Origin of the sequence: Microcoleus sp. FACHB-68, from assembly GCF_014695715.1 — a bacterium.
Lineage (GTDB): Bacteria > Cyanobacteriota > Cyanobacteriia > Cyanobacteriales > Oscillatoriaceae > FACHB-68.
On record NZ_JACJOT010000002.1, the window covers coordinates 28,546 to 50,162 of the forward strand.

General features: G+C 47.5%; 13 protein-coding genes. 10 read left to right on the top strand and 3 right to left on the bottom strand.

Translation table 11 applies throughout. The features are described 5' to 3' along the window. Window positions 1-81: 81 nt before the first annotated feature. Together H6F73_RS01735 and H6F73_RS01740 are read right to left on the bottom strand one after the other, a co-directional pair. Complete coding sequence (locus H6F73_RS01735; protein WP_190757117.1) at window positions 82-1,233, bottom strand: glycosyltransferase family 4 protein; 1,152 nt, start codon at window positions 1,231-1,233, stop codon at window positions 82-84. An 87-nt stretch (window positions 1,234-1,320) separates the two neighbouring features. Continuing rightward, entirely contained in the window at window positions 1,321-2,211 is an 891-nt protein-coding gene (locus H6F73_RS01740; protein ID WP_190757118.1) for a glycosyltransferase family 2 protein, read from the bottom strand. Window positions 2,212-2,643: 432 nt separating this feature from the next. Between H6F73_RS01740 and H6F73_RS01745 the strand changes: the two genes are divergently transcribed. From H6F73_RS01745 to H6F73_RS01785, 9 genes are all read left to right on the top strand, one after another. Further along, a complete protein-coding gene (locus H6F73_RS01745) occupies window positions 2,644-3,591 on the top strand; it encodes a hypothetical protein (RefSeq protein ID WP_190757119.1) in 948 nt (315 codons plus the stop codon). A gap of 70 nt (window positions 3,592-3,661) precedes the next feature. Beyond that, a complete protein-coding gene (gene galE, locus H6F73_RS01750; protein WP_190757120.1) occupies window positions 3,662-4,660 on the top strand; it encodes a UDP-glucose 4-epimerase GalE in 999 nt (332 codons plus the stop codon). Window positions 4,661-4,956: 296 nt separating this feature from the next. Continuing rightward, the gene (locus tag H6F73_RS01755) at window positions 4,957-5,895 is read left to right on the top strand and encodes a hypothetical protein (protein ID WP_190757121.1); all 939 of its coding nucleotides are present in this window, start codon (window positions 4,957-4,959) and stop codon (window positions 5,893-5,895) included. Window positions 5,896-6,225: 330 nt separating this feature from the next. Continuing rightward, complete coding sequence (locus H6F73_RS01760) at window positions 6,226-7,200, top strand: WD40 repeat domain-containing protein (RefSeq protein WP_190757122.1); 975 nt, start codon at window positions 6,226-6,228, stop codon at window positions 7,198-7,200. Between the two features lie 365 nt (window positions 7,201-7,565). Then, window positions 7,566-14,972: a putative Ig domain-containing protein gene (locus tag H6F73_RS01765; RefSeq protein ID WP_190757123.1), complete on the top strand. Its 7,407-nt coding sequence runs from the start codon at window positions 7,566-7,568 to the stop codon at window positions 14,970-14,972. 129 nt (window positions 14,973-15,101) lie between these two features. Further along, the gene (locus H6F73_RS01770) at window positions 15,102-16,085 is read left to right on the top strand and encodes an alpha-ketoacid dehydrogenase subunit beta (protein WP_190670340.1); all 984 of its coding nucleotides are present in this window, start codon (window positions 15,102-15,104) and stop codon (window positions 16,083-16,085) included. Between the two features lie 85 nt (window positions 16,086-16,170). Continuing rightward, entirely contained in the window at window positions 16,171-17,601 is a 1,431-nt protein-coding gene (secD, locus tag H6F73_RS01775) for a protein translocase subunit SecD (RefSeq protein WP_190757124.1), read from the top strand. Further along, window positions 17,598-18,623, top strand: coding sequence for a protein translocase subunit SecF (gene secF, locus H6F73_RS01780; protein WP_190757125.1), 1,026 nt, complete (start codon window positions 17,598-17,600; stop codon window positions 18,621-18,623). The genes secD and secF overlap by 4 nt, the downstream gene beginning before the upstream one ends. 70 nt (window positions 18,624-18,693) lie before the next feature. Then, on the top strand, window positions 18,694-19,116 hold the full coding sequence (locus tag H6F73_RS01785; protein ID WP_190757126.1) for a hypothetical protein: 423 nt from the start codon (window positions 18,694-18,696) through the stop codon (window positions 19,114-19,116). 111 nt (window positions 19,117-19,227) lie between these two features. On the opposite strand, the gene H6F73_RS01790 is transcribed toward H6F73_RS01785, so the two are convergent. Further along, on the bottom strand, window positions 19,228-19,815 hold the full coding sequence (locus tag H6F73_RS01790) for a Uma2 family endonuclease (RefSeq protein WP_190757127.1): 588 nt from the start codon (window positions 19,813-19,815) through the stop codon (window positions 19,228-19,230). 193 nt (window positions 19,816-20,008) lie between these two features. Between H6F73_RS01790 and H6F73_RS01795 the strand changes: the two genes are divergently transcribed. Next, a complete protein-coding gene (locus tag H6F73_RS01795; RefSeq protein WP_190757128.1) occupies window positions 20,009-21,592 on the top strand; it encodes a peptide ligase PGM1-related protein in 1,584 nt (527 codons plus the stop codon). The last annotated feature ends 25 nt before the right edge of the window (window positions 21,593-21,617 follow it).

Here is a 21,617-nt window from a genome sequence, read left to right on the forward strand (position 1 = left end):
AAGGAAGCCGGCGCTGATTTATCTCGGCGTATTATTCCGTTAGCCGATAAATATTTTCAGGTAGATTTTGCCTGATAATTATCAGCGCTTGCCCATAATAAAAGATGCCACTTCTATGTAGGCTTCTGCCGCTGCTTGTGGATTTGTTTTGGCAATTAACTCCTGTGACCGCTTGCCCATAGAAGCAATTAAATCAGGATTATCTAGCAGCCGGCGCATTTGCTCAGCCAATTGTTGAGGATCGTGGGGGTCAAAAATATAGCCATTTTCTCCTTCAGCAATGAGTTCATAGGAAGCGGCTCCATTTGAACACAAGATTGGTTTGCCAAAAACCATCGCTTCAGGAACCACCATTCCCCAGACATCCTCATAAGTGGGAAAAACAAAAATATCAGCTTTGCTAAAATATGCTCCCAATTTACCATATTCAACCCATCCAATCCACTTTACCTGTTCTTCAAAATTACGCTCCTTAATAAAGGCTTCTAGTTCCTCTTGCTGATCGCCCCGGCCTACAATCAGCAAGGTATAATTTCGGTATCCCTGACTTTTTAAAATTGAACAAGCTTCCAAAAGCGTTTTCAGCCCTTTTCTCTGGGTAATTCGTCCCACATACAGAAAAGTTGGATGCTGTAAGTTAAGTTCTGGCAACTCAGTTGTTGCCATGCGTTTGAGCAAAGCTTCCGCATCGGGAACCAAATACGTTCTCTTGAAAATTTTACGTTCTGGTACTTTAAGCACTTCGATTAAATATTTTTTACCGGCTTCACTGTTGGCAACAAACGCATCCGCAAATCGGGCCAAGTTTCGCCGCACAACCGTTCGGAATCCAGAATCTCGAAAATCTGTATTTGGAGAACTCCCATCATAAATAATTGCAATCCGCCAGCCGCCTACAGGTTTTAATAGCACTGTTAGCACTGTCCACAAAGAAAAAGCCTGGGGAAACACAACTTGCGGCTTAAACTTCAGTAAATAACCGACAATGCTGGGGGATACAACGATAAAGCCGCGATTGTAACCTGTATCAATTTTCTCCGTTTCAACAAATTTTGTTTCGCCCACTAACTGAATGGCAGAAGCACCGGGGGCTGTCGGATCGAATCCCGGCCAAACCCGACCCGTATAAAAAACGGTATTTTTAAAAACTTTCGTAAACTCTTTTAAAACCGGCTGCCAATATGCCCCAAGTTCAACTTCTGGGACAAGCCAAGCGATACGAAGATCGTTCATTACTGTTTCCTTAAAAACAACAAGCAGAAAGCGTAAAATGAGGCAAAACGCTCAAGCAAATTTTTCTATTTTTTGCCTTTTTACGGGTTATTTTTGACCTTTGAGCCGGCCTAATAAAGAAATCCACAAGACGCGCCGATATGGGAGTAACCAATAAACCGGCCACAACAAACCGCAATGTCGCTGAGTCAGCACCTTCCACTCTTCCATCGGTTGAAGGATAACATCTTGAAGTGCTAAACCTTTCGGTTGACCGACTTTATTTAATTCCTGACGTAGCTGCGCCTCTGTTCTTTGTGCCGGCTTCGGATTTTGCGAACACGTTCCTAAATAGCCGGGAGCTATCCAGACTGTACATCCTTGCTGTTTCGCACGCAAACCGTAGTCCCAATCGCCGGCATAATGGACAAAAGCCGGATCTAGATTTCCCACCCTTTCTACCACCTGACGCGGAATCAGCACACAGTTACCGCATATCGTGTCACAAGGCTGTGCTTCTTGACTTGGTGGCAGGGGATCTAAGTTCAATGGATGCCACCAACGACTTTGCAGCATCCCGCCATAGGTAAACTTGCCGGTTTCGGGATCGCGGGTAGAGATGGCGATCACGGCTGCGGTATCACCCTCAGAGGCAAGCCGGTGCGAGGTTGTCAGCAGCACATTCACCGCTTCTGGCTCGAGGAGGGTGTCATCATTGAGCCAGAGGTAATAATCATAATCCTCCTTAATCGCCTCCTCAAACGCCATCCGCATCCCGCCATTCCAAAACAAATTTCCATCCCCATGAAGAATCTTAACGGCAGGATAGGCTTGGCGAACAGCCTCTGCTGTACCATCCGTACTCGCATCATCCACAAGATATACGCTTATGGAAACTTCAGGAGGGAGAACTTGGTTAAACAGCGCCTCCAGACTTGCTAAAGTTTTCTGCTTGCGGTTGAAGCAAGTGATCAGGACTGCGATAGTGGTGTGTTTCATTGGCTCAAAAAAAGTTGCCTCTGGCTGTTAATCGTTACCGTCTCTCAGTCTATCGTGACTTCGCGGGAGTCTTTTGAAAGCCGGCTGTTTGACAGAATACCCAGATGCTTAGCCTAACAAACACTTTATAAGATTCGTTCTAAACCAACTCTCAAACATGGGCAAGCGCAACTTGTATCAAAATATTTAAAATATTTAACATTTTTGAAGCAATTTGTTGCGTAAAAAAAAGTTTTACCTTGATTTTTGGGCTTTTGCGTTACTTACTCATGTTTTCAGACTTGTTGCCTAGCAAAATCCGTAAGATCTCCCCTGACAAACAACTTTTTTAAGGTTATGCTGAATTTAAAGGTGAAGGCAAGTCTCAAAAAGACGTTTTTAGCCGGCTTGCAGCTTCTTAATTATGCATTCAATAATTAGGATTAATAGGATATGGAAGATTTTGGGGTAATCGTAATTTGTTGTGACCAAGACTATCTATTTGCCAAGGGTGTCTGTGCTAGCATTCGATACTTTTTGGGAGATGTTCCGATTTGTCTGTTGGTTGATGGGACATTTTCCGTGGCTGAGTTAGAAAAGGCATACGATGTTAAGGTGATTAATCGCCTGAACATGACTCATGAAGTTTTAAAAAAGAGAAGTTTTGGTTGGGGAACGACTCGGATGATTGCATTCTGGGAGAGTCCCTGGAAGCATTTCTTAGTTCTTGATGCAGATGTTGCAGTTTGGGGGAATGTGCTTAAATATGCCAATTTTAAAGATTACGACTTGATTATTGATCAGCCTTGTTACGATTATCCTGAAGAAGCAATTACTGAGTATTTCTTTGATTTGCCGGTCTTTGAAGCCAATTTCCCAGGCTTTAACTGGCGGAAGCGTCCGTTTGTTTGTCCGGCTGTAATATTTGGCACCAGAGGAATTTTCAGCTTAGAGGAGTATGTCGAGATCCTCGATTTTATCGAGAAGTACCCAAATGTCTTTAAATATGGCGATATGGGATTCTTGAATTTTATGATATTCCGGGCAGCCGATGAAGGCAGACTGCGCTTGAAACAAGAAGACATTCAATTTCTAGTTCCAGATTTTGACCAGGAAGATGTGAAAAAGCGTTTTCCCATGACTGAAACTGGGCCGGTTGTGCAAAATGACGATGCCAATGTTATTCATTGGTGTGGACCCAAACCAACTTTGTCTAATTCCCAAACTTATGCAGAACCGATGAGTTTCTTTCGCCGCAAGTTTATCAAGGATGCTTGGGGTTCAACGGGATTAACCGCAGAAATGGCATTGCAACGAGAGGATTTACAGCGCAATTTCTATGTTTACAATAAAAAGATTCGCAAAAAACTAGGAACCCTTGTGAAAGCGGGTAAAAACTAAAGGAAGTTATAACCGGCACCCCACACAAGTCGATATAATTTAGGCTCCAATAAATAGGAATGTTTTAACAGTGTCACAAGTTAAGCAAACGGTTCTGGTAACGGGTGGAGCCGGATATATCGGTTCTCATGCGGTGCTGGCGCTGCAACGTGCCGGTTATAATCCGATTGTTCTTGATAACCTGGTGTACGGACATCGGGAAATTGTCGAAAAGATACTGCAAGTTGAACTCATTGCCGGCGATACGAATGATCGTGCCCTTTTGGATCAGCTGTTTGCGACACACCAAATTGCAGCAGTCATGCACTTTGCCGCCTACGCTTATGTGGGTGAGTCCGTAACAGCTCCAGACAAATACTACCGCAACAACTTTACCGGCACTCTGACGCTGCTAGAAGCGATGCAAGCAGCGTCTGTTAAGAAATTTGTCTTTTCTTCCACTTGCGCTACCTATGGCGTACCGCACACAATTCCCATCCCAGAGGATCACGATCAAAATCCGATCAATCCTTATGGAGCGAGTAAATTAATGGTTGAGCGAGTGCTGTCTGATTTTGATGTCGCCTATGACTTCAAATCAGTTTGGTTCCGCTATTTTAATGCTGCCGGCGCTGATCCGGGCGGATTGCTGGGCGAAGATCATAACCCAGAAACTCACCTCATTCCACTTGTGTTGCTAACCGCACTAGGCCGGCGTGAATCCATCTCAATTTATGGAACTGATTATCCCACTCCAGATGGTACTTGCATTCGCGACTATATACACGTCAGTGATTTAGCATCAGCTCATGTTTTGGGCTTACAGTATTTGTTAGAGGGTGGCAAGAGTGACGTATTTAACTTAGGTAATGGCAAAGGTTTTTCAGTTACAGAAGTGATTGAAACAGCCAAGGCTATTACCGGAAAAGAGATTAAAGCTGTTAAGTGTGATCGCCGTGCCGGTGATCCACCGGCTCTCGTTGGCAGTAGCGATAAAGCCAGAAAAATTCTTGGTTGGTGTCCTGAATACTCAAACTTGAGTGATATTTTGAGCCACGCATGGCAGTGGCACCAGCAGCGTCACCAATAATTGCGCCGGACATCAAGCGGCAAGCCATGTCAAAATAGCCAGAAGTTGCTAAATTTATGATTGAGTCAAACTCCTGGGTTTTCCTAGCCGGCAAGCAGCCACTGCTGCGTTTAAAATCGCTGCCTGATCAGCTAGCATTTAGTTAAGTTGCCGTCTGTAAATCTATCGTTGGCAAGATTTAACTCAGACGCTAGCTTAATTAAATGTAAAGCAGTTGATTGTGGGAAGTGGCTCAAAGGCGTCCTCATCAAAAGCTCTTAATGACCGATCACCCAGCAAGGATGTAGTGAGCGATTATGGAAGATTTTGGCATTATCGTAGCTTGTTGTGCCTCAGATTACTTATTTGCCAAGGGTTGCTGTGCCAGCATCAGGCATTTCCTGGGTGATGTTCCCCTTGCTTTGCTGATTGACGGAACCTTTCCAGTCGATTCTATGGAAAAGGCGTATGGGGTTAAAGTCGTCAATCGCCTTAATGTTACCCACAAAGTTCTCAGGGAGAGAAGCTTTGGCTGGGGTAAAACCAAAATGATCGGGTTTTGGGAAAGCCCCTGGAAGCATTTTATGATGCTGGATGCAGATACGATGGTTTGGGGAAATGTCCTTAAATACGCGAATTTTAAGGACTATGACATGATTATTGACCAACCCTGTTACTCGTATACTGACAAAAACGTTACTAAATTCTTCTTTGACATTCAAGGAATTGAGCAACACTTTCCCGATTTTGATTGGCAAAAGTATCGAGATAATTATTACTGTACGGGGGTTTTCTTTGCGACACGGGATATTTTCACATTGGATGAATATGTGGAAATTTTAGATTTCACAGAAAAGCATCCTGAAGTTTTTAAGTATGGAGAAATGGGCTTTTTAAATTTCATGATTTTCCGTGCCGTTCAACAAGGCAGAATTAAGGTGGGACAAGAAGATTTGCAACTGCTTGTTCCAGATTTTGATCAGCAGGAAATTAGAAAGCGCTTTCCAATGACAAACTCTGGGCCGGTGCCGGCAGATGAAACGGCGACAGCAATTCACTGGTGTGGGCCAAAGCCAACCCTGGCAACATCCAAAGTGTATTCAGACCCGATGAGTTTCTTTCGGCGGAAATATTTGCGTGAAACAGAAGGTTTAACCGGCTTGCCGGCTGAAGTCTCACTGCAATTAGAAGATTTTCAGCGATTTGTCAATGTTTACAAAGGCAAATTGCGCCGCCGGCTCGCTGCAAAAAAATAGAGAAGCGTCCTAATTTTAAGGATGCCTAATCGTTATCAAGTTAATTGCCGGTCGTCAGTGTAAAAATTGATTCATGACCGGCATTAACGAAAATCTTAAAATCTAACATCTAGATTTTTTAAATTAAAAGTCAGATTTTTTGATACAAGCTGCGCTCGCCTAAAATTTAAACCTTTAAACAGCCTGGTTTTAGATGCTCTGTCTTTAGGTTATATCGGCATTTGTAAAAATCGTATTAAAATTAAATTATCTACAGGGTGCAGTGATTGGGAGGTAAAGCTTCCCATCTCCATGACCGTGTATGCAAAATTCGCGCTTAATTGATCCTTCATGCCTTGGCAAAACGCCCAACTCATCCGCACCCTTTCGGAGCGTTCAGGCCCAGTCGCCGACCTTGCCTTCAGTCCAGATGGTTTAATATTGGCAAGTGGTAGCTGCGACAGCACTGTAAAGCTATGGAATTTGGAAACCGGCGATCGGCACCGCAGTCTGTTTGGCTATCCTTTAGGCGTTAATGCCGTTGCGATTAATTCTGATGGCACAATGCTGGCAATTGGTGCTCCAGATGGAACCGTTGACTTGTGGGACATGGAAACCGGCAAACGACTCCGCACACTCTGCGGACAAGGTCGAGTTACGGCAATCGTTTTTAGTCCAGATGGGAAAACCCTTGTTTCCGGCAGCGATAACTCATTTTCTGATACCGTGTTTGCCACACCGGCTAACAAAGGCAATGCTGATGCCGGTGAAAGTCATGCCGGCAGTATCAACATTTGGCATTTAAGCACTGGCAAACTGCTTTACAACCTCTGCGATCCCTCTGTGCCGGTGAATGCGCTTTCTATCAGTCCTGACGGCAACAGCTTAGTCAGTGGACATCGTGATGGTACTATCAATATTTGGCCTAAAAGCAGCCGGCCTCTACCCTCGCACACTCTTAATGGTCATCAAGATGCCGTTTACGCAATTGCCATTAGCTCGAATGGTCAAATTTTAGCGAGTGGCAGTGGGGATAAAACGATTAAGTTGTGGCAGCTAGCCAACGGCCAAAGTTCCACCACTCTGATCGGTCATGCAGATGCAGTTTATACAGTGGCGCTGAGTCCTGATGGGCAACTTCTGGCGAGTGGTAGCGGTGATGGCACGATTACAATTTGGCAGATGAACACCGGCAAACGGCTTTGCTCTCTCACCGGCTATTCTCAGAATTTAAACTCAGTGATGTCCGTTGTCTTTAGCCCTGATGGCCAGAAGCTTGCCACCGGCAGCGGAGATGGGACTATTAAAATTTGGCAGGCCAGCTAAAAAACTTTTCAATAATTGCACTCAGCAACCGCGCGGATTTGAAGTCGTTAAAGCGCCAACCGCTCAGACAGTGATCGCTTCCTGCTATTTTATCAATCCTAAACCCTAGCTTTTATTATCATAACTTAGCAAAAATAATAAAAATTTAATACATATTATTATTCACTAAATTGAGTAACTTTAGCAACAATTCAGTATTTTCACTTGACACGCATGAGTAGGCTATCTTAGAACTAAGTAGTCTAAGGCACATCTTCCTTTTGATAGAAGACAGTTGAAATTAACAATCCACTGACGCATCTAGGTGGATACACATAACTGGAAGAAGCCGAAGGAGTTTGATTTACACTTCGGGAGATAAGTTGATGCAGGCACTTGATGGCTCATTTGGGGATGATCTTCTTCAAGGTTCGCTAGAGAAAGATATTTTGAGGGGTCTTGCCGGTAAAGATACCGTGCTGGGCATAGAGGCAGATGATTATGCCAATGGCAACGAGGGTGACGACTACCTCAACGGCAACCACGGTAACGATACAGTTCGAGGGGGCCAAGCTAATGATACTGTGCGGGGCGGTGCTGACGCTGACTGGGCCTATGGCGATTTGGGCGATGATACCGTTTATGGCGACAAAGGCAACGACACCCTATTAGGCGGATGTGGCGACTTTGCGAACGCTGAAAATGATGGCAACGATCTGTTATTAGGCATAACCGGCGACGACTACCTTAACGGCAATGCCGGTGATGATTGGGTTGCCGGCAACGAAGGTCAAGATACCGTTCACGGTGGTCAAGGCAATGATACCTTGCACGGGGGATTTGACGATGACGTTTTATCAGGTGATCGCGGCAATGACCGGCTTTTCGGCGACTTAGGTGCGGATACAATCACCGGCGGCAGTGGCAACGACTCTTTTGTTATCGGCAAACGCAACGATGTCCCCGGATTTCTTTCTACCGGCGGCGCTCAAATTAGGGATGCCGACTGGATTTTAGACTTTGAGGATGGGGTTGACTCAATTGAGTTAATCGGTGGATTAACCTTTGACGATTTAAATATCTTCTCAGGAACGGGAGAATATGCCGGTCATACGATTATTCAAGAAAGCATAACCGGCCAGTATTTAGCCATTTTGAAAGGAATTGAGAGCCGGTTAATCGACCGAAATGATTTTTTACCCTTGACGCCGGCACCCATTCCGACAGACGAAACCCCTGTTCCACAGCCAACACCGGAACCCACTCCCACACCGATACCAACGCCTATTCCCACTCCAATACCGACACCGGAACCGACACCGATCCCAACACCCATTCCCACACCGATACCGACACCGGAACCGACACCGGAAGCGACTCCCATTCCCACACCGATACCGACACCGGAACCGACACCGGAACCGACTCCTATTCCCACTCCCATTCCCACACCAATACCGACGCCGGAACCAACTCCGATCCCAACACCCATTCCCACTCCCATTCCCACACCGGAACCGACTCCCACACCCATTCCCACACCGGAACCGACTCCCACACCCATTCCCACACCGGAACCGACTCCTACACCAACACCAGAACCGACACCCACGCCAACGCCAACGCCAGTCAACCTCCCACCCACAGATATTACTCTTGCCGGCAATTCGGTTAATGAAAACAGTCTTTCCGGGACAGTTATCGGCACTTTGTCAACCACTGACCGAGATGTGGAAGATAAACACACTTATGTACTACTGAATGATGCGAACGGTCGTTTTGTAATTGACGGAAACCAGTTACAAGTTGCGAATGGAGCATCACTAGACTTTGAAAAAGAGGCTAGCCACAGCATCAGTGTGCAAGTAACAGATAATGCAGGCAATACTTTTGAAAAAGGTTTTTCAATTGCAATTAATAACACCAATGAAACGCCGAATGTTGCTTATCCGTTAAGCGATTTAACCGCCATTCAAGACACTTTCTTTAGCGTGATATTGAATGAAAATGCTTTTAACGATCCAGATGGAGATTCTTTAACTTATACAGCAAAACTTGCTGACGGGAGTCCTCTGCCTTCTTGGTTGAGTTTCGATCCGGCAACGCGAACCTTTTCTGGTACTCCAACCAATAGCGATGTTGGCCAGCTTTCTATTCAGGTGACAGCGGATGACGGCAATGGTGGCACTGTCAATAATACATTTGATCTAGAAGTTGCCAATGTTAACGATGTGCCGGCTTTTACTTCCACAGCGGTAACAAACGCCGAAGAAGATAGTACCTACATCTACAACATCAGTACCACAGATCCAGATACCGGCGATTCCCTAACAATCGACGCAACTACACTTCCCTCATGGCTGATTCTCACAGATAATGGAGATGGAACGGCTACATTAACCGGCACGCCAACCAATAGCGAAATCGGCAATCATAATGTTGTCTTACGCGTCAATGATGGCACAGTTGATGTTGAGCAAAACTTTACCATTACCGTTGCCAATGTTAATGATGTGCCGGTTTTTACTTCCACAGCAATAACAGCAGGAACCCAAGACGTTGCTTACAGCTACAATATCAGCACAACTGATGAAGATGGCAATCCTTTAACCATCAACGCAACAACACTTCCTTCATGGCTGACTCTCACAGATAACGGAGATGGAACCGCCACATTAACCGGCATCCCAACAAATTCAGAAGTCGGTGATCATAATGTTGTCTTGCGTGTTAATGATGGCACAGTGGATGTTGAGCAAAACTTTACCATTACTGTCGCTAATGTTAATGATGTGCCGGCTTTTACATCAACACCTGTTACAAATGTAGATGAAGATAGCGCCTATAGCTACAATATCAGCACTACAGATCCAGACCCCAGCGACTCCCTAACAATCGACGCAACCAATTTGCCATCATGGCTGATTCTCACAGATAATGGAGATGGAACGGCTACATTAACCGGCACGCCAACAAATAGCGAAGTTGGTAATCATAATATTGTTTTACGGATTAATGATGGTACGGTTGATGTCGAGCAAAACTTTACCATTGCTGTCGCCAATGTTAACGATGCGCCGATTCTGATTGAAACGCCCGTCTCTTTGACTAATATTGACGAAGATTCTGCGATAAATATCAGTGATGCTGTCAATATTCCCGCGATTACTAGCTTAATTTCTGATGCAGACACCGGCACAGTTAAAGGAATTGCCATCACTGCGGTTGATAACACCAATGGCAGATGGCAATACACCACCGATGGCAGCATTTGGAATGATTTGTCTCCCACAACCGGCACTGTCGTAGATATCAGCACAGCGGCGCGATTGTTGTCTGTTGAGGTGGCGACAAACCGCATCCGATTTATTCCGGATGCCAACTATTATGGCAGTCCTGGCAATCTGACGTTTAAGGCATGGGACACGACCATTGGAACCAATGGTGGCACAGCAGATACCACTGTTGCCGGTGGCAGTACGGCATTTAGCAGTAACACCACGACGGCAACCCTAACCGTTAATCCTATTAACGATGCACCTAGTTTCACTTTGCTGGCAGATCCCAACCAGGCGATCGCAGCAGGATCAAGATCGCAGATAGTTGCCGGCTTTGCTAGTGGGTTTAATCCAGGCAATGCTTACGAGTCAACTCAGACTGTCAGCAGTTATATCATCAGCAACGATAATAACGCGCTGTTCGCCGTGCAACCGGCTATCGATCCAGCAACCGGCAACCTCACATACACAGCGGTGGATAGCATTTCCACTCCCACCACAGCAACGGTTACTGTGCAAGTCAGGGATAACGGCGGGACTGCCGGCGGTGGCGTCGATACCTCAACCCCTCAAATTTTTACCATCACTGTCAACCCGATCACGGTTAGGATTACCGCAATTGATGCGAATGCCGCAGAAACCGGCAGCGACACCGGCACTTTCCGCATTTCTCGCGGGACAAGCACCGCCGGCAATTTAACTGTCAATTTTACCGTTGGGGGAACCAGTAGCGTTTCTGCCGATGACTACACCCTCAGTGTTGCCGGGATTGCAGTTGCCGGCACCTCCATTGTTATTCCCGACGGAGAGACATTTGTCGATGTCACCCTGACGGCAAATGATGACATCCACGCAGAGGCAAATGAGACGTTGCAACTCAATCTAGCAGCGGGAAATTACGCGATTGGCACTCCTAGCGCCGGTGTCACCATTGCCGCGAATGACACCGTGGTGATTAACACCAATGACAGCGGGGAGGGTTCCTTGCGGCAAGCGCTGATTAATGCCAATAACTTTGCCGGCATCGATACGATTAGTTTCAACAACGTGTCGGGAACCATTACCCTCGCCTCTGCACTTCCACAAATTACTGAAAGTGTCAATATTCAGGGTGCCGGCGCGAATACTCTAACCGTTAGCGGTAACAATGCTGTGCGCGTGTTTGATATCACCACCGGCATCACGGCAAATATTGACGCCTTGCGGATTGCCGGAGGGAATGCCGGTGCGAACAACGGCGGTGGCATCAATAATGCCGGCACGCTGAATCTAACCCACAGCACCCTTTCTGGCAACGTAGCAAGCAACGGCGGTGGCATCAATAACACCGGCACGCTGAATCTCATCAACAGCACCCTTTCTGGTAACGCCGCAAATGCCGGTTTCGGCGGTGGCGTGTTAAACACCGGCACACTGAATGTCATTAACAGCACCGTTTCTGGCAACAGAGCAAGCACCGGCGGCGCATTTTACAACAACAGCACAGCCACACTCACTCTAGCCAGCAGTACCATTTCTGCCAATACAAGCGGCACCGGCACCGGCGGGATCTTTAACAACACAGGCGGGACGGTGACGGCAAAAAATACCATCATCACCGGCAACACTTCTACTACAGGCAACCCTAACTTTACCGGCATCCTCACCTCTGAGGGTTATAACCTGATCGGCAACTTAAACGGCACGATTATAATCGGCAACACCACAGGCAATATCACGGGTATTGCTGCCAATATCAACCCCCTCGCAAATAACGGTGGCCCAACCCAAACTCGCGCATTGCGTTCCGACAGCCGCGCCATTAATGCCGGTGATCCCGCAGCCTCCCCCCTAACAACCGACCAGCGCGGCAATCCCCGCGTCAGGGGGGGCAGAATTGATATCGGTGCTTACGAGTCAGATTTCGCGCCAGAAATCGCTGTACTGGATGGAACAACCGATATCCCAGATGAGACAACAACAGCAGTCAGCTTCCCCAACACAACACCTGGGACACCCGTCACCAAAACTTTCACCATTACGAACACCGGCACCTATTTATTAAGTCTCAGCGGACTGACACTGCCGGCAGGCTTTAATTTAATAGGCGAACTCCCGGCTAGCATTGCCGTTGGCGGTTCCGCAACCTTGCAAGTGCAACTGAATGCCACAACTGCCGGCACCTATAGCGGCAATTTGCAATTTTCTACGACTGACGACGATGAAAATCCCTTTAATTTCCCCATTACTGGTGTCGTCAACTCCCAGTTCGTAGCCAATCCCGACACACCTTTCACAGTGCCGGTTTTGTTAAGCAGTCGCCTAGATATTCCGGTAGCCACTTTACTTGCCAACGATACCAACACCAATGGTGGGCCTCTGACTATTGTTGAAGTCTTCAACGCCACCAATGGCACAGTTTCTCTTGATCCGGCTACTGAAATGATTACCTTCCGGGGAATTGATCCGGGTGCAGCAGCCTTTGACTATGCCGTGAGTGATGGCAACACCGGCACCGCCACAACAACCGTGAATCTAACGGTTACTAACCAAATAAACTTGAGTGGCATTGTATCCGGTACAGGGCTGCCGGTGGGAGCCAGTGGCTTTACCATTAACGGAATTAACAATGGTGACTCCGCCGGCTTTTCAGTGAGTGGGGCCGGCGATGTCAATGGCGATGGTTTGGCCGACTTGATTGTGGGTGCGCCCCATACCACTGCGGGGGTCACTCGCCGGGGACAATCTTACCTGGTGTTTGGCAAAATTGACACCCAGGCAGTCGAGTTAAATGCTTTGGGAACCGGCGGCTTTATTATTAACGGGATTAACAATGGTGACACTGCCGGTTGGTCAGTTAGCGGTGCCGGTGATGTCAATGGCGATGGTTTGGCTGACTTAATTGTGGGTGCGCCCTATGCTAGTGCTTCGAGGGGGCAATCTTATGTGGTGTTTGGCAAGCCTGACACCCAAGCAGTCGAGTTGAGCGCGTTAGGAACCGGCGGCTTTGCTATTAACGGGATTAATAATTCTGACGGTGCAGGTTGGTCAGTCAGTAGTGCCGGCGATGTCAATGGCGATGGTTTGGCTGACTTGATTGTGGGTGCGCCCGGTGCCCCTATGGGGCAATCTATCCCAGGACAATCTTACGTGGTGTTTGGCAAGGCTGACGCCCAAGCAGTCGAGTTAAATGCTTTGGGAACCGGCGGCTTTGCCATTAACGGGATTAACAATTTTGACCTTTCCGGTTTCTCAGTCAGTACAGCCGGCGATATCAATGGCGATGGTTTGGCCGACTTAATTGTGGGTGCGCCTAATGCTGAGGATGAGGGGCAATCTTACGTGGTGTTTGGCAAAGCTGACAACCAGACGGTAGATTTGAGCGCCTTAGGAACCGGCGGCTTTACCATTAATGGGATTAACAATGGTGATCGTGCCGGTTGGTCAGTTAGTGGGGCCGGCGATGTCAATGGCGATGGTTTTGCTGACTTGATTGTGGGTGCCGACCTAGCCGAATCACCCGATCCGGGATTGATGGAGGGGCAGGCTTATGTGGTGCTTGGCAAGGCTGATAATCAAACGGTGAATTTAAACAATTTGGGCACCAGCGGTTTTGCCATTAGCGGGTTCTTCCCTGAGCGTTTCGGTTTCTCTGTTAGCGGGGCCGGCGATGTGAATGGGGATGGTTTGGCTGACCTAATTATCGGTGCGCCCGGTTCTGATCTGGGGACGAATCGCTTAGGGGAATCTTATGTGGTCTTTGGTAAGGCTGACGCCCAAGACGTGAATTTGAGCAGTACCGAAGGCGGTGGCTTTGCCATTCATGGAATCGATAATGGTGACTTTAACATTAATGGTGACCGTTCCGGTTTCTCAGTCAGCGGGGCCGGCGATGTCAATGGCGATGGTTTTGCTGATTTAATTGTCGGTGCTCCCGATGTAGGAGGAACTGAACCAGGGCAATCTTACGTTATATTGGGTGGCGACTTCACCGGCGCTGTCACCCAACAAGGCACAACGGGTGATGATCTGCTCACCGGCACTGCGAATCGTGAGGCGTTAGTGGGCGGACAAGGAAACGATATTCTCAGCGATGGGAATTTCACCGATATTCTGCTTTATGGGGGTGCCGGCAATGATCGCTTGAGGATTAGCAATGCCAATTTCCGCCGGCTGGATGGCGGGTTGGGAGTGGATACCCTAGAACTTAACGGTGCCGGTATCAATTTGGATTTAGCTGCCGGTGCTGCTGACAATACCAAAATTAATGCCATTGAGCGTATCGATTTAACCGGCAGCGGAAATAACACCCTGATCCTGAATCACGCATCGCTGCTGAATTTGGTGTCCGAAACGAGGGCAAGTGGCGGTTACAACCGATTAACCGTCGTTGGTGATGCCGGTGATGCGGTGAGTGCAAATCTCTCTGGATTTGGATTTACCCAAATGATCGGCGCAACAGACACCACTTACACCAAGGGCAACCTGCAATTGGTGGTACAAAATGATGTGACTCAGCTAGGGATTGTTTTTTAACCCACTGTTTCATCAAAAAGCGGTAGGGGCGACGCCAGGAAAGCCCCTGCCCATCTCTACCGCTCTCATCCTCAAATTGCAACCATAAGCGATTAAAATTAATGTTTGACCCATTAAATTCTCTATAAGATGGCAGAGACGCTTTTCTTTAACGCCCTCCGGGAAGCCATTGACGAAGAAATGGCGCGTGACCCCTCGGTGTTTGTCCTCGGTGAAGACGTGGGTCACTATGGTGGCTCCTATAAAGTCACAAAAGACCTATACAAAAAATATGGCGATCTGCGGGTTTTAGATACGCCCATTGCGGAAAATAGCTTCACCGGCATGGCCGTGGGAGCCGCAATGAGTGGCCTGCGGCCTATTATTGAAGGCATGAACATGGGCTTTTTGCTGCTCGCCTTCAACCAAATTTCTAACAATGCCGGGATGTTGCGCTACACCTCCGGCGGCAACTTCAAAATCCCAATGGTGATTCGGGGTCCAGGAGGCGTTGGCCGGCAATTAGGCGCAGAACACTCCCAGCGACTCGAAGCTTATTTCCAAGCTGTTCCTGGACTCAAGATCGTCACCTGCTCGACTCCTTATAATGCCAAGGGTCTGCTGAAATCAGCCATTCGCAACGACAATCCAGTTTTATTCTTTGAACACGTCCTCCTCTACAACCTCAAAGAAGACTTGCCGACAGAGGAATATTTGCTGCCTCTCGACAAGGCAGAAGTCGTGCGTCAAGGCAAAGATGTCACCATCCTCACCTATTCCCGGATGCGTCACCATGTCATGCAAGCGGTGAAAAGTTTGGAAAAAGAAGGTTTAGATCCGGAAGTGATCGACCTAATTTCCCTCAAACCCCTTGACTTTGACACCATTGGTGCTTCCATCCGCAAAACCCATCGAGTGATTATTGTTGAAGAGTGCATGAAAACCGGCGGCATTGGCGCTGAATTAATTGCCTCAATCAGCGATCGCTTGTTTGATGAATTGGATGCGCCGGTGTTGCGGTTATCTTCTCAAGATATTCCCACACCTTATAATGGCGCTCTGGAACGCCTGACAATCGTTCAACCAGAGCAAATCGTAGAAGCCGTACAAAAAATGGTGGGCTTGCGAGTCTAGTCAATTTTGGATTTTGGATTTTGGATTGAATCTCCAATCAAAAATCTAAAATCTAAAATCTAAAATTGTTGCAGCGGGTAAAAGTATGCAAAAACAAACTTCATGGTTGGCTCTCATTTTAGTTCTGATAATTGGTGCCATTACGGTGCTTTATCGGGTGCCAATCCGTCTGGGCTTAGATTTACAAGGTGGGGCACAACTGACAATTCAGGTGAAAACCACTGACGAGATCAAAGAAATCACGCCTCAAATGTTAGAAGATGTTGAGAGCGTGGTGAGAAACCGGGTTGACGCACTCGGCGTTTCTGAACCTTTGGTGCAAACCGTGGGACAGGATCAAATTGTTGTGCAATTGCCAGGGGTGAATGACCCCGAACAGGCAGAACGCGTTCTTGGTGGAACTGCTCAACTAGAGTTTCGCAGAGAAAACAATAATCAGGAATTGACCGCAGAATTGAATGTTAGACAGCAAGAGCTGCGGCAATTATTAACGAAACAGGTTGAGCTGGAGAACGGCGGAGATCAGGCGGCAATTGCCCAAAATCAAGCCGCGCTCACGCAAAAAAATGAGCAAATAAACGGGCTGTTCGATAAACTTTACGAACGCATTGGTTTAGGCGGCAAAAATCTCAAAGAAGCCTACGCTCAACCAGAGCAAAGCGGGAACAACTGGAATGTTGGCATCAGCTTTGATCAGCCGGGAGGTGAGAAATTTGCTGAACTGACCAAAAATCTGGCCGGCACTGGACGCAGCATCGGCATTTTCCTCGATGAACGATTAATTAGTGCTCCGGTTGTCGGGCCAGAATTTGCCCAAACCGGCATCACGGGCGGCAATGCGGTGATTACGGGACGCTTTACGGCAGAAGCCGCGAATGAACTAGCGGTGCAGTTGCGAGGCGGTTCATTGCCGGTGCCGGTGGAAATTGTCGAAAACCGCACAGTCGGTGCCACACTGGGACGCGATAGCATTCAGCGCAGTATTTATGCCGGCGTTGGAGGTTTGCTGTTAGTGCTGATTTTCATGGGCGTATACTACCGGCTGCCCGGAGTCATTGCCGATATCGCCCTGATCATCTATTCTCTGCTAACCATTGCTAGCTTTGCCTTACTCGGCGTCACCTTAAGCTTGCCAGGGATTGCCGGTTTTATTCTCAGTATTGGCATGGCAGTTGATGCCAACGTCCTGATTTTTGAACGCACGCGAGAAGAATTGCGAGCCGGTAAAAGTTTGTACCGCTCCGTAGAATCGGGTTTCTACCGCGCTTTTTCCAGTATTTTAGATGGCAACGTCACAACGGTAATTGCCTGTGCCGCCCTGTTTTGGTTGGGAAGCGGTCTGGTGCGAGGCTTTGCTCTAACCCTCGGCTTAGGGGTGGTGGTGAGTATGTTTACCGCCCTCACTTGCAGTCGCACGCTGCTGTTTTTTGCCATCACCTTTCCGCAATTGCGGAAGCCACAATGGTTTTGTCCCAATCTGCCCATGTCATTGAAATCTAAGGCAGGGAGTGCATGAAACTCAACGTTATCAAACGCCGATCGCTTTGGTGGACAATTTCTGCCGCCATCATTCTTAGCGGTCTGATCGCAATGGTCATCTCTTGGACTCGGCCAGACATCCGCGCCCCCCTTCGTCCTAGTCTGGATTTCGTCGGCGGGACGCGGTTGCAGTTTGAACTCGACTGTAGCAAACCCAATAATTGTGTTAGCCAAGCCGATCCTGCCCAGCCCCGCCGGCTCGATTCGGGCACCGTCCGGGAAGTCTTGACACAGCAGGGTTTGGGCGGCAGTACGATCCAAATTTTGGATAAAGATCCAAAAGTAAAAGATCAGCAGGTAATCTCCATTCGGACAAAGGAATTGAAAGAGCAGGAGCGCAGTCAACTGCGAACCACTCTAGAGTCGAAAATCGGTGCCTTTGACCCTCAAGCCGTTAGGATCGACACCGTTGGCCCGACTTTGGGACGTCAGATTTTTTCTTCCGGCTTACTGGCGCTGCTGATTTCCTTCGCCGGCATCACGGTTTACCTCACTTTCCGATTCCAGTTTGACTACGCCTTTTTTGCCTTCGTGGCTTTGTTTCACGATGTTTTGGTCACTGTGGGCATTTTCTCAATTCTCGGCCTAGTGCTGGGTGTGGAAGTCGATAGCCTGTTCATCGTGGCGCTGCTGACGATTATCGGTTTCTCGGTCAATGATACTGTGGTGATTTACGACCGGGTGCGAGAGGTGATCAGTCTTCATCCCGATCAGCATATCAACCAAATTGTGGACGATGCCGTCAATCAAACACTCACACGGTCAATTAATACAACATTAACGACCCTGCTGACCCTGTTTTCCATCTTTCTGTTTGGTGGCGAAACGCTGAAATACTTTGCGCTTGCGTTAATTGTTGGCTTTATTGCCGGTGCTTATTCAAGTATCTTCATTGCAAGTTCCTTGCTTGCATGGTGGAGAGAACGCACGGGTAGAGCAATAGCAGGGCCGGCACCAGGGACAGAAGAACCTGAAATCTCTGCCAGCCCAGAGCGATAAAAACGCCCCCACCGGCATCTAGACAGTCGATAAAGCGCATCTTCTTTTACCAGGCAATTTGCAATCTGCTATGGCTTATCCAGAAGATCGACAAGATCGCGAGACGCCTGCTACGCCGGCAAATTCTGACTCAACATTTGAGTCTCAAGTGCAACGACTCCACCGGCTTACGGTTTATAGCCGGTGGCTGTTTGTGGGGTTGCTCTGGGCTAGCATAGGTAGTTTAAGCCTCTGGGCTTTACGCTCGGAAATTGCCTTGTGGCAGGCTCATTTTACCTGGACAGCAGTGCGCTACAGCTTGGCTTACAATCCCCTGCCAAATCTTGGCCTTGCAATTTGTATTGCGATGACAGTTTCTGTTCTCGTTTGGCAAAGCCGAAACATTCTCCTAGGAATGCCACACCAAGAACAAAAACGTCTTGAAGATCGAGTCTTGAACATTCGCCGGCAAGGGCAAACACATCCATTGTGGAAATGGATTTGCTGCCGGTAACCCCTAAATATCAAAGCCCCCGAAAAATCCCCCATCCCCCAATTCTCTATCACACAACAGCTAACCTATCTGTGTTTATCTGTGTGCATCTGTGGTTAAAAAATCTTTTGCCTAAATCTCATCCACAGATTCAAACTCAACATTATCATAAAGGTCTGAAAACGAAATTTGAAATTCTACAGAATTTAAACTTAGCATAGCCTCTTCACCTTGATATTCAGAAAGTATCCATTGATTATTCTCATTCTTAAAAAACTGCTCAACCGACTTTTCTGATTGCTCAATTAAAAGATATTCCCTTAAACTTGGAATACTCCGATACAGTTTAAACTTTTCACCCCGATCATAATTTTTTGTAGATTCTGATAAAACTTCTGCAATTGCTATCGGGTTAGTAATCGTATCTCTGCGCCCCTCAGCAAACTCTAGGGCACCAGAAACAATCATCACATCTGGATAAGTGTAGAGTCGCACTTGAGGTATCCATAAACGCATATCCGCCATGAATACCTCATAATTCTTTCTTTTAAAAGCAGAATGAAGTGCCGCACTAAAGTTGAGTGCTATACGATTGTGATTCGGTAGTCCACCAGGCATAGGAAATATTTGACCGTTAAAATATTCACTTCTGGATTCAGCAGTCGTTTCTAACTCTAAATATTCTTCGGGGGAGTAGTAGCGCTGTTCCTTAGCTTGCATAGTTCTTTCTCACGACACTCCACGCAAATGCTTTGTCCTCGCTTTCCTAGTTTAACGCTGTGGGGAAAAGCAAAGAACACTCGCACCGAGTCAGCCAAAATTAAAAAAATATTGCCAAATGTGACGGGAGAACCCCATTTGCCTGTAATCTTTGTAAAATCGCTGGTATCGGTTTCAAGGTGGGTCTGGGGTCATGCAATCTCAAAATTTATCATCCATTGATCAGGCGGACAAGTTCCGGCAGCTTCAGACTGATTTACGCACTCGCTGGCAAACTGTGGATTTGTTTGACACCGGCGACTACGATATTTTAGTCGTCCCCTCTCTCAGCCTCGATCAACGAGAAATGTTGAAGATTGAGGGGGTGCATCACTATGAAGAACGGCTGCTATTTTCTCTCATCCGCCTCCGCAACCCTTTTACTCGGCTGATTTACGTTACATCCCAGCCGTTGCATCCCAGTGTCATCGATTACTATTTGCAGCTGTTACCGGGAATTCCGTTTTCTCACGCCCGCGATCGCTTGCTGTTATTCTCCACCTACGATACTTCTCCCAAGCCACTGAGTGAGAAGATTTTAGAGCGTCCTCGGTTAATACAGCGCATTCGGCAGGCATTGGACTCAAAGAAATCTTACATGATCTGCTATAACTCGACGCCCCTAGAGGAGGCGTTGTCTGTGCAGTTAAACATCCCTTTACTGGCGGCTGCGCCGGATTTGCTGTATTGGGGGACGAAAAGCGGCAGCCGGCAAATCTTTGCCGAATGTAATGTTCCCCTTCCCGCCGGCAGCCAATTGGTTCACACGGCTGACGATCTCGCAGAAGCAGCCGCTGAATTGTGGGCGAAAGAACCGCATTTGAAGCGGATGGTGATTAAGCTAAACGAAGGTTTTTCGGGAGAAGGCAACGCCTTGCTAGATTTGAAGCCGTTGCAGGATGTCTCGCCGGCAAACCGAGTACAAGCGATTCGCGAACAGTTTTCCTCACTCCGCTTCCAAGCCGTTAATGAAACGTGGGAAAACTTTAGCAGTCGCATTCCCGAATTAGGGGCAATCGCAGAGGCGTTTATTGAAGGGGAAGAGAAGCGATCTCCCAGTGTGCAGGGACGCATTATGCCCAATGGCGAGGTCGAAATTCTTTCCACCCACGACCAAATTTTAGGCGGTCCCGATGGCCAGATTTTCTTGGGATGCCGGTTTCCTGCCGATGAGGTTTACCGGCTGCGCTTACAAGAATTAGGCGTGCGAGTGGGTCAAAATTTAGCTGAAAAAGGCGCTTTAGAGCGTTTTGGGGTTGATTTTATTGCAGTGCGTCAAGATAATGGCCAATGGGATCTGCAAGCAATTGAAATTAACTTGCGTAAGGGCGGGACAACCCATCCGTTTATGACGCTGAAGCTGCTAACGAATGGCCGGTATGAGCGATCTACGGGTTTATTTTACAGTCAGCAAGGGCGTCCAAAATTTTACACAGCTACTGACAATTTGCAAAAAGACCGATATCAAGGTTTATTGCCAAATGATTTGATGGATATTATCGCTCATAACCAATTGCATTTTGATAGCAGTACGGAGACGGGAACGGTTTTTCATTTAATGGGTTGCCTGTCTCAATTTGGCAAGTTGGGATTAACGAGTATTGGTAATTCCCCGCAACAGGCTGAGGAAATTTACAATAAGGTTGTGAAGGCGCTGGATGAGGAAACGGGTTCTGCTGATGATGCCGGCTGGTTGTCGCCGCCTACCCATCCGATTAAATGGAATGGGCGGGGATAAGGGACGAGAGAGAAAGCAGTAAATG